At 62.6% G+C, this 14,958-nt stretch carries 10 protein-coding genes and 1 pseudogene; 9 read left to right on the top strand and 2 right to left on the bottom strand.

Annotated elements, in window-relative coordinates; all coding sequences use genetic code 11:
- Nucleotides 1–150: 150 nt before the first annotated feature.
- The 8 genes from BSF40_RS28030 to BSF40_RS27995 are packed head-to-tail and all read left to right on the top strand — an operon-like array spanning nt 151 to nt 11,270.
- Nucleotides 151–1,344 carry a hypothetical protein gene (locus tag BSF40_RS28030; RefSeq protein WP_095967759.1) on the top strand — a complete coding sequence of 398 codons (1,194 nt, stop codon included), beginning with the start codon at nt 151–153 and terminating at the stop codon, nt 1,342–1,344.
- Nucleotides 1,345–1,360: 16 nt separating this feature from the next.
- A complete protein-coding gene (locus BSF40_RS28025) occupies nt 1,361–4,702 on the top strand; it encodes an ImcF-related family protein (RefSeq protein ID WP_095967758.1) in 3,342 nt (1,113 codons plus the stop codon).
- Nucleotides 4,699–6,285, top strand: a complete 1,587-nt coding sequence (tssA, locus tag BSF40_RS28020; RefSeq protein ID WP_095967757.1) for a type VI secretion system protein TssA — start codon at nt 4,699–4,701, stop codon at nt 6,283–6,285. Before BSF40_RS28025 ends, tssA begins: the two co-directional genes overlap by 4 nt.
- Nucleotides 6,286–6,307: 22 nt before the next feature.
- Complete coding sequence (tssF, locus tag BSF40_RS28015) at nt 6,308–8,077, top strand: type VI secretion system baseplate subunit TssF (protein ID WP_095967756.1); 1,770 nt, start codon at nt 6,308–6,310, stop codon at nt 8,075–8,077.
- Nucleotides 8,041–9,132 carry a type VI secretion system baseplate subunit TssG gene (gene tssG, locus BSF40_RS28010; protein WP_095967755.1) on the top strand — a complete coding sequence of 364 codons (1,092 nt, stop codon included), beginning with the start codon at nt 8,041–8,043 and terminating at the stop codon, nt 9,130–9,132. The genes tssF and tssG overlap by 37 nt, the downstream gene beginning before the upstream one ends.
- On the top strand, nt 9,113–9,649 hold the full coding sequence (gene tssJ / locus BSF40_RS28005) for a type VI secretion system lipoprotein TssJ (RefSeq protein ID WP_095967754.1): 537 nt from the start codon (nt 9,113–9,115) through the stop codon (nt 9,647–9,649). The genes tssG and tssJ overlap by 20 nt, the downstream gene beginning before the upstream one ends.
- A gap of 3 nt (nt 9,650–9,652) precedes the next feature.
- Nucleotides 9,653–10,087, top strand: a complete 435-nt coding sequence (tssE, locus tag BSF40_RS28000) for a type VI secretion system baseplate subunit TssE (RefSeq protein WP_095967753.1) — start codon at nt 9,653–9,655, stop codon at nt 10,085–10,087.
- A 43-nt stretch (nt 10,088–10,130) separates the two neighbouring features.
- Complete coding sequence (locus tag BSF40_RS27995; RefSeq protein WP_256589610.1) at nt 10,131–11,270, top strand: OmpA family protein; 1,140 nt, start codon at nt 10,131–10,133, stop codon at nt 11,268–11,270.
- Nucleotides 11,271–11,331: 61 nt separating this feature from the next.
- Here the strand turns inward: BSF40_RS27995 and speF are convergent, their stop codons facing one another.
- Nucleotides 11,332–13,515: an ornithine decarboxylase SpeF gene (gene speF, locus BSF40_RS27990; protein ID WP_095967751.1), complete on the bottom strand. Its 2,184-nt coding sequence runs from the start codon at nt 13,513–13,515 to the stop codon at nt 11,332–11,334.
- Between the two features lie 426 nt (nt 13,516–13,941).
- Here speF and BSF40_RS27980 point away from each other — a divergent pair, with 426 nt between their 5' ends.
- On the top strand, nt 13,942–14,724 hold the full coding sequence (locus BSF40_RS27980; RefSeq protein ID WP_095967749.1) for a DeoR/GlpR family DNA-binding transcription regulator: 783 nt from the start codon (nt 13,942–13,944) through the stop codon (nt 14,722–14,724).
- A 138-nt stretch (nt 14,725–14,862) separates the two neighbouring features.
- Here BSF40_RS27980 and BSF40_RS33245 read toward each other — a convergent pair.
- Nucleotides 14,863–14,958: pseudogene (locus BSF40_RS33245) on the bottom strand (IS110 family transposase); the annotation flags it as partial.

The raw sequence follows: 14,958 nt of genomic DNA, 5'->3' as shown, positions 1-14,958 counted from the left end.
GTGTCGTGTGGGGCGGTGATAGCGGTATGAAGTTCATGGACTCTGCGCTTGGCTGGGGTGGCGACAAGGTTGGCCGGCCGTTGTCGGGGTTTCGTTGCCAGGTTGGTTGCAGCTTGATCGCGTCATGGCCCCAGGCCGGGAGGTAATAACGTGCCGATTGATCTGCGGGCGCTGCCGGAACAGCGCGATCTGCCGACGCCTCCTGGCAACTGGCGCTGGTGTCTGGTGATTTTGGTGTGCCTTGTATTGGGGGCTGGCCTGGTGATGTTGCTGTGGCCGACTGATCAACCGCAGATGTCTCTGTGGTACTGGTGTTGTGTCGTGGTTTTCCCCTTGATATCGGGGCTGTTGCTGTTTGCGTTCCATCGTTTGGCCTATGAGCGCCAACATGAATTCGCACAGAGCTGGAATCAGCACCTCAACGAAGTGGAACAGGGGCTCATCGAGCAAGGTCAGCGCAGGCTTGCGCTGTTGACTCCGTCCTACTGCACACCAGCGGCCAACAATCATTTGGCTCAGGCTTTGCGTAACGGCAGCAAGCCGCTGCAACCCACCTATTTTATTGATTCGCAGATGACGCTGCGCTTGAGTCAACTGGAGCCGGTGGCTCGGCGGTACTCAGGGGAGGAATACAGGCAGCGTTTGACGAAGTATTTGCGTCAGGTCATCGATGGTTTTGATGAGGATTTACAACGCCTTGTGTGTACGACGCCGTTGCGCCTGCGCATCAAACACAATCAGGTCCTTGACGACGACCAGGTTCTGGCCCTCTGGCGCCAATGCGCAGGGGATACCTGGACTGTTGATCAGGTAGCGGTTTCCGAGGACGACGGTTTGCTATGGCTGGACGCCTGGCTGGATGAACCGTCGCCGCCTGCGCTCGTTCTGTCCCTGGAAATCCAACTGTTTCAACAACCGGTGGCCGAACAGGCTGAATCGGTCTCTATGGTGTTGCTGGGGCAGCCTGAGTGGTGTGCCAGGCACAACCTTGTTCCAGAAGCCTGGGTGCATCGCCCGGTCCCCATGACGGATGAGGCTGAATCTTTCCAGGACGTATGCCTTTGGGGGCAGGTTGAGGAAGGTGGTCAATCGTGTTTTGCCTGGCAGACACAGTTACCCAGCGATCATCTGCGCGATGTGAAATTCGCCATGAGTGCAGCCTGTCACCCGCTCGCGGGCGACAGGTGTCAGTTGCTGGATGATTCGTTCGGCTTGCCGGGCTGTGCAGTCGGCAACATAGCGCTGGTCATTGCCAGTGAACACGCGGTGGCAGAGAGCCAACCACAACTCATCATGCTGCAGGACGTTTCGCCGCAGTGGTGCTTCGTTCGGCCCGCCGGATGATTGATAAGGATTAGTCATGAAACAAATCAGTGTTTGGATCGTGGTGCTTTGCCTGTTTGTCATCGGTGGCTTATTGATCTGGGTGGATAACCCGATTCTTGGGGTAAGAACAACACCCGAGCGGGTGACACTCATGGTATGGCTGCTGGCGACATGCCTGGTGGTTTTGTTGCTTGAAAGCCTTGTCGTGTTGGCGCTCAGGAAGCTCGCCGCACTGGAGCTCTACTCGCGAATACAGCAGAAGCTCGGTGTTTTTGCTCCAGGGCCAGACCGCGACAAATCTGTCCGGAGTCGTATCGACGTTCAGTTGCGCAAACGCCACGGCCACCTCTGGCGTCACAAAACCCGTCTCCTGCTCATCGTCGGCGAACCCGAGCAGATTCAGGCCATCGCCCCCGGCCTGAGCAACGACAACTGGCTGGAGGACCACAACACTGTGTTGCTCTGGGGCGGCAGTGTGCAAACCAGGCTGGACGCCTCGGTAGTCGACCGCTGTCGCGCCTTGACCCGCTGGAGTGCCCTCGACGGCGTGGTCTGGGCGCTGAATGCCGAGCAGAGCGCCGACGACAACCTGATGGGCAACGGTGCGCGTCACCTGCAAGATCTGGCGCGCACGCTGGGCTGGTCATTACCGCTGCACCTGTGGCAGGTCTGCACCAGTTCGTGGGCGCAGGACCAGCGCCCAACCCAGGCGGTCGGCTGCGCGCTGCCGTCACGCCTGACGCCGCCGATCCTGGATCACGCGCTGGAAAATTTGCTGGAACCGTTGCGCCAGGAAGGCTGGGCGCAGATGAGCATGCGGCCCGATCATGATTTCCTGCTGCGTTTGTCGCGGGATTTGCAGGTCGAAGGGCTGGCCCGTTGGCGCCAGGCGCTGGCGCCGTGGTTCGGGATCTTCAGGCAGGACCTGCCGTTGTGCGGGTTGTGGTTCAGCTTGCCGCTGACCCGTAAGACGGTGCGCAAAGATGATCACTTCTGGCCGATGGGTCCGGTCTGGCACGGCGTGCTGGACGCCCCGAAACCCCACAGCCGGCGCTTGGGCTGGAGCGCGCCGCGGGTAGCTTATGGGCTGGCGTTGGGCCTGGCCGTGGTCTGGGGCACCGGCCTGCTCCTGTCCTTCATCAGCAACCGCGTGCAGATTGCCCACGTGCAAACCACGCTGTCCGCGCTGGAGCAATCGGCCCCAGGCGACGCGCAACTGCAAGCGCTCCACGAACTGGTGCGCGAGCTCGGGCGCCTGGATTACCGCGCCGCCCACGGCACGCCCTGGTACCAGCGCTTCGGCCTGAACCAGAACGATCAACTACTGGCCACCCTGTGGCCGCGTTACGTCGAGGCCAACAATCGCCTGATGCGCGATCCGGTCGCGGCCACTCTGCAACAACAACTCAACGCGCTGATCAAGCTCGCGCCGGATAGCCCCGAACGTAGCAAGCGTGCCGGTGTGGCCTACGCCCAGCTCAAGGCCTACCTGATGCTGGCGCGCCCGGAAAAAACCGACGCGGCGTTCCTGGCGCAAACCCTCGCTGCAGTGCAACCGCTGCGAGACGGAATTTCGCCGGGCCTCTGGCAGGGCCTGTCGCCCACCTTGTGGCAGTTCTATGCCGAACAACTGCCGGCCCATCCGGCCTGGCGCATCGAAGCCGACCCGCGACTGGTGGCCCAGGCCCGCCAAGTGCTGCTCGGCCAGTTGGGCCAGCGCAATGGCGAAGCCAGCCTGTACCGCAAGATCCTCGATGACGCGGCCAACCATTATCCGGCGCTGAGCCTGCCACAAATGGTCGGCGACACCGAGGCGAAGGCGCTGTTTGCCACATCGGCCGAAGTGCCCGGCGTGTTCACTCGCCAGGCCTGGGAAGGCCAGGTGCGGCCGGCCATCGCCGCCATCGCCGAGGCCCGTCGCGAGGAGATCGACTGGGTGCTCAGCGACAATCCCGCCAGCCTCGCCGTCGAATTGAGCCCGGAGCAACTGCGTGAGCGCCTGACCGCGCGCTACTTCCAGGACTACGCCAACGCCTGGCTGGATTTCCTCAACCACCTGCGCTGGCAACCGGTCCACAGCCTGGGCGAGGTGATCGATCAACTGGCGTTGATGAGCGACGTGCGCCAGTCGCCGCTGATCGCCCTGATGAACACCTTGGCCTGGCAGGGGCAGGCCGGCATGCGCGGCCAGGCCCTGGGCGATTCGTTGATCAAGTCGGCGCAGAAGCTGATCGCCCAGGACAGCGTGCCGCCGATCGAGCAGTCGCTCGGCGGTCCGGGCGGTCCGCTGGACGCCACCTTCGGGCCGCTGCTGAGCCTGCTGGGCAAGGACGCCGAGCGTAACAACGGCAGCGAGCGCCTGAGCCTGCAGGCCTTCCTCAACCGGGTCACGCGGGTGCGCCTGAAGCTGCAGCAAGTGAGCAACGCGCCGAACCCGCAGGCCATGACCCAGGCCCTGGCGCAGAGCGTGTTCCAGGGGCACAGCGTCGACCTCACCGACACCCGGGCCTACGGCAGCCTGCTCGCCGCCAGCCTCGGCGCCGAGTGGGACGGGATCGGCCAGACCCTGTTCGTGCAGCCGCTGGAGCAGGCCTGGCAACGGGTGCTGCAACCCTCGACGGCGGGCCTCAACAGCCAGTGGCAACGGGCGATCGTCAAGGACTGGCACGGCGCCTTCGCCGGTCGCTACCCCTTTGCGGCCACCGCCAGCGACGCCTCGCTGCCGATGCTCGGGCAAATGATCCGCGCCGACTCCGGGCGCATCGAACAGTTTGTGCAACAGCAACTGGGCGGTGTTCTGCGCAAGGAAGGCAGCCGCTGGGTGGCCGATGCCCGGCACAGCCAGGGCCTGCACTTCAACCCGCAGTTCCTCAGCGCGATCAACCAGCTCAGCCACCTTGCCGACGTGCTCTACACCGATGGCGGCATGGGCCTGAGTTTCGAGCTGCGGGGCAAGGCCGTGCGCGACGTGGTGCAGACGACCTTCGTGCTCAACGGCGAGAAACACCACTACTTCAACCAGAAAGAGCGCTGGCAACGCTTCAGCTGGCCAGGCTTCAGCAGCCACCCGGGCACCAGCCTGACCTGGACCAGCGTCGACGCCGGCGAGCGCCTGTACGGCGATTACCAGGGCACCTGGGGCTTGATCCGCCTGCTGGAAAAAGCCCGGGTCACGCCGCTGAACGACAGCGACAGCCAGTTCCGCGTGCAGCTCAAGGCGCCGGATGGCATCGACCTGACCTGGAACCTTCGCACGGAAATGGGCGCAGGGCCGCTGGCGTTGCTCAAGTTGCGCGACTTCAAGCTGCCGGCGCAGATCTTTCTCGGCGAGGGCACGCCAGCGCAGCCTGTTGCGCAGAACAGGAGTTACCCATGAGCCTGCTCAAACTGATCGCCCGCTGCCTGGGCGAACGCGACCCGCTGTCCCTTGCCCGCACTCAGGCTGAACACTGGCAATCCTGGTTGCACCCCATCAGCGCGCAGTCGGCTGTCGGCGAGGATCCGGGTTACGACGATGATTTCCAGCGCATGCGTGAAGAGGTCAACAAGCTCTCCGGTGCGGATGTCGACGAGGTGGTTCAACTGGCTGAGAAATTGCTCAGCCAGCGCTGCAAGGATCTGCGCGTTGCCACGTATTACTTGTGGGCGCGCCTGCACAAAGACGGTGAAAGGGGGTTGGCCGATGGCCTGGGTCTGCTGGCCGCGCTGGTCGAGCGTTACGCCGGCGACGTGCTGCCCGTACGGCCCAATAGCCGCAAGATGGCCCTGGAGTGGTTGACCAGCGCCAAGGTGCTGGACAGCCTTTCGCTGTACCCGGAAGTGGTCAAGGCTGAAGCGGAGCGCACGGTGGCGGCGCTGGCCTGGCTGGAGCGTGGGCTGCAGGCCTGGCCGCAGGATCAACGACCGCAACTGGGCGCGCTGTATGGGGCGTTGTCCGCGCGATTGGCGCAGTCCGGCGGGGTGGATGCGCTGGTGCCGCAGAACAGTGCCAGGCATGAGTCCGACAGCCCGGCCAGCACACCGGGCGTCACGGTCATCAAGTCCGGACGCGATCTGCTGGACAGTGGTCGGACCCTCGCAGCTTATCTGCGCGAACAGCCACAAGGCTGGCTGGCGGCGCACCACCTGATGAAGAGCCTGCGCTGGGATACCTTGCACCAGCCCCCCCTGCAGGACGCCAGCGGCATGACGCGCCTGTCACCGCCCCGAGGCGAGTCCAGGGCACAACTCAAACGCCTGTATCTGCAACAGAGCTGGAGCGAATTGCTCGATCAGGTCGAGTGGACATTCGCCGAGGGCGTCAACCATTTCTGGCTGGACCTGCAGTGGTATCTGGTCCAGGCCCTGAGCAAACAACCGGCACCCCAGGACGGTTGGGCCGACATCGTCAAGCGCGACCTGGGCATGTTCCTCGAACGTTTGCCGGGGCTGGAAGTGTTGAGCTGGAACGACGGTACGCCTTTTGCCGACGAGACGACCCGCGAGTGGATCAGTCAGCACGTCAGCGGTAATCAGTCCCGCCAGTGGCTGCCCGCACCGGCCCCGGCGGCGGTGTTTGCCGATGTCGAGATTCTGTCGCTGGAGGCTGAGGCACTGGCGCAGGCCGACAGCGACGGTGTCGAGCATGCGCTGGCCTGGCTGGCCGAGCGCCCCGGCATCCATACCGGTCGGCAGCGCTGGCTGCTGCGCCTGCTGATGGCGCGAGTGGCCGAGCAATGTGGCAAGACTGACCTGGCCACGCATCTGCTCGTTGAACTGGATGCCACGGCCCAGCGCCAGGCATTGGCGGAGTGGGAGCCGGAGCTGAATTTTGAAGTCAAGGCACGCCTGCTCAAGCTGACGCGCTTGAAGGCGCAACGCAACGATGCCGACAAGACCGTGCTGGGTCGACGCATGGAAGCATTGCTCGCGGCGCTGGTCGCCATCGATCCGGTACGCGCCGCGGTGCTGTGCGGTTGAACCTCTTTTATCAGGATTCTTTTTGAGCATGGACAATCTGACACTGCGTTATTTCGACGCCGAGATGCGCTACCTGCGCGAAGCCGGCCAGGAGTTTGCGCAAGCCTTCCCCGACCGGGCGGCGCAACTGAACCTGGACAAACCGGGCGCGCGCGATCCCTATGTGGAACGCCTGTTCGAAGGCTTTGCCTTTTTGATGGGGCGCTTGCGTGAAAAGCTCGACGACGACTTGCCGGAGCTGACCGAGGGCCTGGTCAGCCTGTTGTGGCCGCATTACCTGCGCACCATTCCATCGCTGGCCATTGTCGAACTGACGCCTGAAGGGGCGCAGATGAAGCGCAGCGAGGTGATTACGGCCGGCTTCGAAGTGTTGTCGCAGCCCATCGGGCCGCAGCGCACCCGTTGTCGCTACACCACCACCCAGGACCTGACACTGCAACCCATCGACCTGGAATCGGTGCGTCTGGACCACGAACCCGACGGACGCTCGGTGCTGCGCCTGCGCTTTGCCTGTGACTCGTTGAGTGACTGGAGCGAGGTCGACCTGAGTCGCCTGTCGCTGTATCTCAATGCCGATGCGCCCTTAGCCAGTGCACTGCATCAGGCCCTGACCCTCAATGCCCAGGCCTTGTATGTGCGTCGGCCGGGGGAAGCGTCGCGTTATCCGCTGGCCGGCCATTTCGCACCCAAGGGTTTCGCCGAAGAGGACCGCTTGTGGCCCAAGGGCGACAGCGCGTTCAGTGGGTATCAGTTGCTGCTGGAGTATTTCACCTTCCGCGAAAAATTCATGTTCGTGACGCTCCATGGCCTGGAGCAGTTGAGCATCACACCGGGCATGCCCTGGTTCGAACTGGAGGTGGTCCTGCGCGAGTCGTGGCCGCCAGCGTTCAACCTGAGTGCCGAACACATTCGTTTGCACGCGGTGCCGGTGATCAATCTATTCACCCTGGAAGCCGATCCGATGACACTGCAGCCGTTGCAAACCGACTACCTGCTGCGTCCCATGCGCCTGCAGGACGGCCACACCGAAATCTATTCGGTGGATCGGGTCACCGCAGCGAAGAACGCCGAGCGTCTTGACTACGTGCCCTTCAGCAGTTTTCGCCACAAGGGCGGCATGTTGCGCGACGAGGCCCCCGAGCGCTATTTCCATACGCGCCTCAAGCGTGGCGCCAATGGCTTGCACGATACCTGGCTGATCCTGGGGGGCGACGGCTTTGATCAGGATCGGCTGCAGGCGAGCCAGAGTCTGTCCCTGCAGTTGACCGGTACCCACGGCCAACTGCCGCGCAAGGCGTTGCAAAGCACCTTGCTCGATACGCTGGCCAACTCCGCCCAGACCGGTTTGCGGGTGCGCAATCTGAGCGCCCCGACCTTGCCGTGCTATCCGCCGAACCGCGACCGGTTCCACTGGCGAGTGCTCAGCCACCTGGGTTCGAATTTCCTGCCGATGCTCGATAACGCCGAAGTGCTGCGCGGCACCCTGGCGCTGTACGACTGGACGGACAGCGAGCTGAACCGTCGTCGCCTGGCGGCCATCGTCGAGGTCAATCACCACCTGGTACAGCGTTTCGAAAAAGGGTTCCTGCTGCGCGGCGTAGACATCGAAGTGACCCTCGACGCCAATGGTTTTTCCGGCGAGGGCGACATCAGCCTGTTCGGCGAAATGCTCCATCGTTTCTTCGGCCTGTACGCCGATATTCATCTGTTCAACCAGCTCACGCTGATCCTTCAACCTTCTGGAAAGTGCCTGCGATGGAACGAGAACCACAGTCAGCGTATTCCCGGCTGAAAGCCAGCGGGTTACTCGAGGCGCTGGACGGGCGGGTGGCCGAGGCCAATCTGTATCGCTTCTGCCAGTTGCTCGAACAGGCACTGCCGGATCACCCGCCACTGGGAAGCACCAACCATCCGGCGGATGACCCGGTACGGTTTCGCCCCGACCCCGGCATGGGATTTCCCGCCAGTGAACTGAAGGCCATCGAAACCGACGCCGATCAACCGCTGCACCCGGCGACAGTGCGCACGCGCCTGCTGGGGTTGTACGGTGTGGACTCGCCATTGCCGACGGCATTTGTCGACGACATTGCCCAGCGCCGCGAGGGGCATCAAGCGCTGGAGGCTTTCCTCGATATTTTCAACCACCGGATATTCACCCAGTTCTATCGGATCTGGCGCAAGTATTCGTACCCGGCCACCTTCGAAGCGGGCGGCAGCGATGCGACTTCGCAATGCCTGCTTGGCCTGGTCGGGCTGGGCATTCCCGGCACGGCCAAGCGCATTGCCACGCCGGTTTCGCGGTTCCTGGCGCTGCTTGGCGTGATGCGCATGCCCACCCGTAACGCCGAAGGCATCACGGCGTTGGTGACGCTGCTGGCACCTGCGACGCAGGTGCGGATCACGCCGCACTGGCCGCAGAAAATTGCCTTGGCGCAGCCGGCGAGCCTGTCCGCGAGTCACCCGGTGAGCCTGTCCCGGGGTACCCCGCTGGGGGCGACTGGCTGCGACGCCAACAGCCAGTTGCATCTGGCGTTGTTCACCCGGGACCCGGACGAAGCACGCGGCTGGTTGCCCGATGGCCCGTTGTACAACGATTTGCGGGTGTTGCTGCGGGTGTACCTGGGCTGGCGCTGCACCGCGAAGCTGCAGCTATCGCTGCCAGTGCGCAGCCTGCCGCAACCGGTGTTGGGGCGGGCGACCATCCTGTTGGGGATGACCGGCATGCTGGGCTGTGGCACCTGGCAAGGCGCGGAGCACGACACGATCACCCTCAATCTGGGCCGCTACCAAGGCCTGTCGAAGAACACTCGGAACAGGGAAATACAGCATGTCGCGTACCGTTGGTAAATTATTGATGCTGGCGACGCTGGTGGCAGTGCTCGCCGGATGCGGGGTCACTCAGTCCGTCACGCAGGGCACCGCCTCCGCCACCCGGTCGATTTTCTACAAGCAGGTGAAAACCCTGCACCTGGATTTCAATGCCCGCACCGCGATCAACACCGATGTCGCGGACATGAATGCAATGTCGGTCCCGACGCTGGTGCGGGTGTACCAACTGAGCGACAGCAAAGCGCTGCAGAGGGCGTCCTACGACAGCCTGCTCGATGGCGACGAGCGAGCGCTCGACAGCGACTTGCTCGACACCCGGGCGTTGGTGATCAAACCGGGCGAAGGCGCGCAACTGAATGTGCCACTGGACAAGGACGCGCGCTTTGTCTCGGTGGTGGCGTTGTTTCGCAACCCCGATACGCAGACCAATACCTGGCGCCTGACCTTGACCCGCGATGACCTCGACCCGGAACGGGCACGGATCATCGAACTGGGGGACAACCGATTGACCTTGCGCGCGTTGGCTCGGGAGTAACCGATGACCGAGTTCAATCCTTCACTCTATGAAACGCTGCTGCAGAACTTCAACGGCGACCTGGACCTGTATCGAGTCAGCGAAGAGGACCAGCACACGCTGTCGGTACTGGACAACCTGCAACGCATCCTCAACAGCCGGGCCGGTGCACTCGCACACCTGCCCGACTACGGTCTTCCCGACATGGGCCAGATCCTGCAGGGTTTGCCTGGCTCGGCTCATCAGTTGATGGGGATCATGCAAGAGACCTTGATCAAGTACGAACCGCGCCTGGCGACCGTGAACATCGAGTTGCTCGAGCAGACACTGCCCGGTCATCTGGAGTACAGGCTCGACGTGCTGCTCAATAGCGGCCGGCAAATCACCTTCGGTACCACCGTGGCACCGGAAGGCAAAGTCCTGGTGCGACATTTGAAACGACAGCAATGGTTGCCGTGATCGTGAACCTGAATGGCAAGGGAGGCTGACGGTGTTATTTGAAATGCGTATTCGGCTGGGCGGTGATCCGCGCGGTTTTGGTGAGTTCGTGTCGCTGCGCCAAGAGCTGGCGAAGTTGAGTCACCCGGCCTGTCCCGACGTGGACTGGGCCAGGGTGGAGCAGTGGTGTCTGACGCTGTTCGAGCAGAACGGCGCGGACCTGCAAACGGCGGCTGCGTTTGCCTTGGCGCGCAGTCAGCGCCACGGCCTGGAAGGCATGGCACAGGGGGTGGCGCTGATCGAGTCACTGTGTTGTCAATGGCCGGCGTTATGGCCGCCCATGGCGTCGGTTCGCCTGGATCTCCTGGCCTGGCTGTTCGTGCAATGGCAGCCGTTGCTGCGCAACAGGGTGTTGAGCGCGCATAACTTCCCCGCGTTGCTTGAGCTGGACACCGAACTGGCGCGTTTGCAGCAGCGCCTGGATCAACAGGCACAGCCGCCTCTGGTCGCATTGCACGCCTTGCGCCAGCAGATCGAAAGCCTGGTCCAGCGTACGCAGCGCAGCAGCGTTGCGCTCGGTACCTTATCGCTGCCACCGAGAGAACCGGCACCGTCGCTGTTGATGCCCGTGGTGATGTTGCCACCCAACCCCATGCCTGAAATGCAGCCTGCCAAGCATCGTGTTGCACTGTGGTTGGGCGCTGCAGCCGCCATGGCGGGCCTGGTCAGCGGCGCTTGGTGGTTGGGCTCCACCGCTGCAGTCGAGCAGCGCTTTGCCCAACTGTTTGAGCCGGCACAAACGATCGTCGAGCCTGTGCGCCTGGACAGCCTGTCGCTGTTCGACGCCGGTAGCGCCGAGCTCAAGCCTGGCTCGACCAAGATCCTGATCAGCGCCCTGGTCGACATCAAGGCCCAGCCCGGTTGGCTGATCGTCATTGGCGGACATACCGATGGCCGTGGAAACCCGCAGGACAATCTCCTGCTCTCCCACGCGCGTGCCTCTGCCGTACGTGACTGGATGCAACGCATGGGCGACATCCCCGACAGTTGCTTTGCGGTCCAGGGCTTTGCCGCCAGCCAGCCGCTCACCAGCAATGACAGCGAGTCCGGGCGTGCGGCCAACCGACGCGTCGAAATCAGCCTGCTGCCCCAGGCGGGCGCCTGTGGCCAGGAAACGCCGGGGGAGCGTGCTGCGCAAGTCTGAGGGTGAATGCCAAACCAGGCGCTGGCGCAGACCCGGGTCTGCAACAGCGCCTGCCCGGGGATCAAGCCTTGATCACATACCCATACGCCCGGGTACGACCGCCTTCCTGCTTCAGGTACACCCCTTGCAACTCCGGCGTGAAGCCGGGCAAGCGGTTGATGCCTTCCTCCAGCGCCAGGAAGTACTTCAACACCGCGCCCCCCCAGATTTCACCCGGCACCACGCAGAGCACCCCCGGTGGATAGGGCAGCGCACCTTCAGCGGCAATACGCCCGTCGGCATCGGCCAGCGCCACCAGTTCGACGTTGCCGCGGATGTACTCGATTTGCGCTTGCTGCGGGTTCATGGCTTTTTTCGGGAAGTGTTCCTTGCGGAACATGTCCTTCTGCAGTTGCTGCACGTTGTGGTGGCGGTACAGGTCGTGCATTTCCTGGCAGAGCTGGCGAATGGTGTAGTTGCGATAGCGCTCCTGATGCTGTGCGTAAATGGCCGGCAGTACCCGGCTCATGGGGGCGTCGTCGCTGATGAAGCGTTCGAAGCGGGCGATCTGGGCGGCCAGGTGGGTCATCTTCGCCCAGTCTTCGGCCGGGGTGAGCAGGAACAGGATCGAGTTGAGGTCGCATTTTTCCGGGACGATGCCGTTCTCGCGCAGGAAGTTGGCCAGGATGCCGGCGTGAATGCCGAAGTCGGTGTAGCTGCCGTCCACCGGGTCGATGCCCGGCGTGGTGAACAGCAACTTGCACGGGTCGATGAAGTACTGCTTCTCGGCGTAGCCGGCAAAGGCGTGCCAGCGGTCCTTGGGATGGAACTCGAAGAAGCGGATGTCGTTGGCGATGTCTTCCGTTGGGTAGTCTTCCCAGGCGCGCCCTTCAATGGTGTCCGGCACGAACGGGCGGACCATGGTGCAGGCTTCGAGGATCAGCTTGCGCGCTTCGATGCCGAACTTCACGCAGTCTTCCCACAGGCGCAGGCCACTGCGGCCGGAGTGGATGCGGGCATTCACATCCAGTGAGGCGAACAGCGGGTAGAAGGGGCTGGTGGAGGCCTGGGCCATGAAGGCGTTGTTGAGCCGGTGGTGGTTGCAATAGCGGGCCTGGCCCTTGATGTGCCGGTCTTTCTTGTGCACCTGGGAGGCCTGGGAAAAACCGGCCTGCTGTTTGTGCACCGATTGGGTGACGAAGATGCCCGGGTCGTTTTCGTTCAGGTCGAGCAACAGCGGCGAGCAGTCTTTCATCATCGGGATGAACTGCTCGTAGCCGACCCACGCCGAGTCGAACAGGATGTAGTCACACAGCTTGCCGATGCGGTCGACCACTTGCCGGGCGTTGTACACGGTGCCGTCGTAGGTGCCCAACTGAATGATCGCCAGGCGGAGCGGCCGAGGCAGCTGGGCTTTGTCCGGGGCGACTTCGGCAATCAGCTCGCGCAGGTAGCCTTCGTCGAAACAGTGGGCGTCGATGCCGCCGATGAAGCCGTAGGGGTTGCGCGCGGTTTCCAGATACACAGGCGTGGCCCCGGCCTGCAGCAGCGCGCCCTGGTGGTTGGACTTGTGGTTGTTGCGGTCGAACAGCACCAGGTCGCCCGGGGTCAGCAGGGCGTTGGTCACCACCTTGTTCGACGCCGAGGTGCCGTTGAGCACGAAGTAGGTCTTGTCGGCGTTGAACACTTGCGCGGCGTGTTTCTGCGCCAGCAGCGCCGGGCCTTCGTGGATCAGCAGGTCGCCGAGCTTGACGTCGGCGTTGCACATGTCGGCGCGAAACAGCGTCTCGCCGAAGAAGTCGAAAAACTGCCGGCCGGCCGGATGCTTGCGAAAGAACTGGCCGCCCTGGTGACCGGGGCAGGCAAAGGTCGCGTTGGCCGCTTCGGTGTACTTCTTCAGGGAGTCGAAGAAGGGTGGCAGGAGGCTGTCTTCATAGGCTCGGGCCGCTGTTTCCAGTTGGTTGCCATGGTACTCGGCGTTGGCGCGGGTGAGATCGAAAATGCCGTTGACCTGCAGCAGCACGTCCGTCAGGTGCTTATAGACTTCCCGGGGACGGTTGGCTGAATCCGGCGAGGCCACCAGGAATATCGGAATGTCGAAACCGGTGCGCTGAATGGCACCCAGGGCGCCGGCCATGACGTCATTGACAGACACCACCGCCACGGCGACGTTGGTGAAATCGGTCTGGCTGAGCGCTACCACTTCCCGAGCGTTCTTGAAGCTTGCGGCGGCGCCATCGCTGGCGGCTATTTTCAGGGGGTTCATCGTGGCGTCTCCAGGCGGGCACTCAATTGTCCGCAACATTTTAAGAGATTAATTTCCGGGGGCGCCTTCCAGTACCCCGGCATCGGAAATCGTGTCACCACTGGTTATAGAGCATTTTCCTGATCTGTCAGGCTTTTACCGCGACCTTGCACATCTTGACGCCTCACGACCTGTCGGTCAGGCGTGCACCAACGCAATGGTGAACGAGACCACGATCATGCAGGCAAAGGCAAAATTGATATTCATGAGGTTTCCATCCAAAACATGAGTGACGGCGCCATCTTGAACAGCTCAGGGGAAAATAAAAAATTCGCTGTAATGATTTGAAAGATCGAAAAAAATGATACCGGGACGGTTCGTTGTTTTTGCCGGGGGTTGCGGATACTCTCGTGCAACACGCAGTTACACGCATAAACGGGCAAAAACATGCAAGACAATCATTTCGCTGCCGAAATGCCTTCAGTGCGCCGGCAAAAAATCCTGTTGATCCTCGAACGCGACGGCAAGGTCATGGCCTCGGAACTGAGCCAGCATTTCGCGGTGTCCGAAGACACCATCCGCCGCGATCTGGCGGAACTGGCCAGCGCCGGCCTGGTGCAGCGGGTGCACGGTGGGGCGTTGCCACGGCCCAAAGACACGGGCAAGGACTATTTCACCCGGATCAGCGAAACCGATGAGGTGAAGACCCATCTGGCGCAACTGGCTGCGCGACGGGTGCGGGACGGTCAGATCGTGGTGTTCGACTCGGGCACCACCACCTTGCAGATCGCGCGTTCGCTGCCGACGGACATCGCCATCACCGCGATCACGGCGTCGCCGATGACGGCCATTACCCTGTCCGAATACAAAGGCATCAAGGTGATCCTGGCCGGCGGCCAGCTCAACCCGGCGACGATGTCGGCCAGCGGCCACGAAACCCTGCGGCTGCTGGCGGGCATCAAGGCCGATCTGCTGTTTACCGGGGTCTGCGCGATTCATCCGCAGGTGGGCTTGAGCTCACTGCACTTTGATGAAGTGCCGGTGAAGCAGGCGATGCTCGATTGTGCGTCCCATGTGATTGCCGTCACCACCGCCGATAAGCTGGGCGCGGTGGAGCCCTTTGTCGTCGCGCCTTGCAATCGTGTGCACACGTTGATCACCGAACGGCATGTGGCGTCTGGCAATGTGGAGGACTACCGGGTGTTGGGGGTTGAGGTGGTGCAGGCTTGAGCTTTTTTTGCTGGTAGATGTGTTGAATGTGCTGGCCTCTTCGCGAGCAAGCCCGCTCCCACAGGGACTTATGTCGACCACAAATTTTGAGGCTGACAAATAACCCTTGTGGGAGATTCTATGGTTGAGGGGAAGCCCTCAACCGGCTTTGGGTTGATATTCGCTCTGTCCTTTCAGCAGGGCGAATACGACCCGAGCAAGCTTGCGAGCCAGTATCACCAGCGCCTGAGTGGT

This window comes from Pseudomonas sp. ACN5, from assembly GCF_002303975.1.
In the GTDB taxonomy this organism is placed as follows: domain Bacteria; phylum Pseudomonadota; class Gammaproteobacteria; order Pseudomonadales; family Pseudomonadaceae; genus Aquipseudomonas; species Aquipseudomonas laurylsulfatiphila.
This window is presented reverse-complemented; position numbering and strand designations above follow the sequence as displayed.

Bases quoted from the DNA above. Each gene is read 5' to 3' on its own strand.
- BSF40_RS28025 (WP_095967758.1), top strand. From the start codon at position 1,361: ATGAAACAAATCAGTGTTTGGATCGTGGTGCTTTGCCTGTTTGTCATC.
- tssA (WP_095967757.1), top strand. From the start codon at position 4,699: ATGAGCCTGCTCAAACTGATCGCCCGCTGCCTGGGCGAACGCGACCCG.
- tssG (WP_095967755.1), top strand. From the start codon at position 8,041: ATGGAACGAGAACCACAGTCAGCGTATTCCCGGCTGAAAGCCAGCGGG.
- tssJ (WP_095967754.1), top strand. From the start codon at position 9,113: ATGTCGCGTACCGTTGGTAAATTATTGATGCTGGCGACGCTGGTGGCA.
- tssE (WP_095967753.1), top strand. From the start codon at position 9,653: ATGACCGAGTTCAATCCTTCACTCTATGAAACGCTGCTGCAGAACTTC.
- BSF40_RS27995 (WP_256589610.1), top strand. From the start codon at position 10,131: ATGCGTATTCGGCTGGGCGGTGATCCGCGCGGTTTTGGTGAGTTCGTG.
- speF (WP_095967751.1), bottom strand. From the start codon at position 13,515: ATGAACCCCCTGAAAATAGCCGCCAGCGATGGCGCCGCCGCAAGCTTC.
- BSF40_RS27980 (WP_095967749.1), top strand. From the start codon at position 13,942: ATGCAAGACAATCATTTCGCTGCCGAAATGCCTTCAGTGCGCCGGCAA.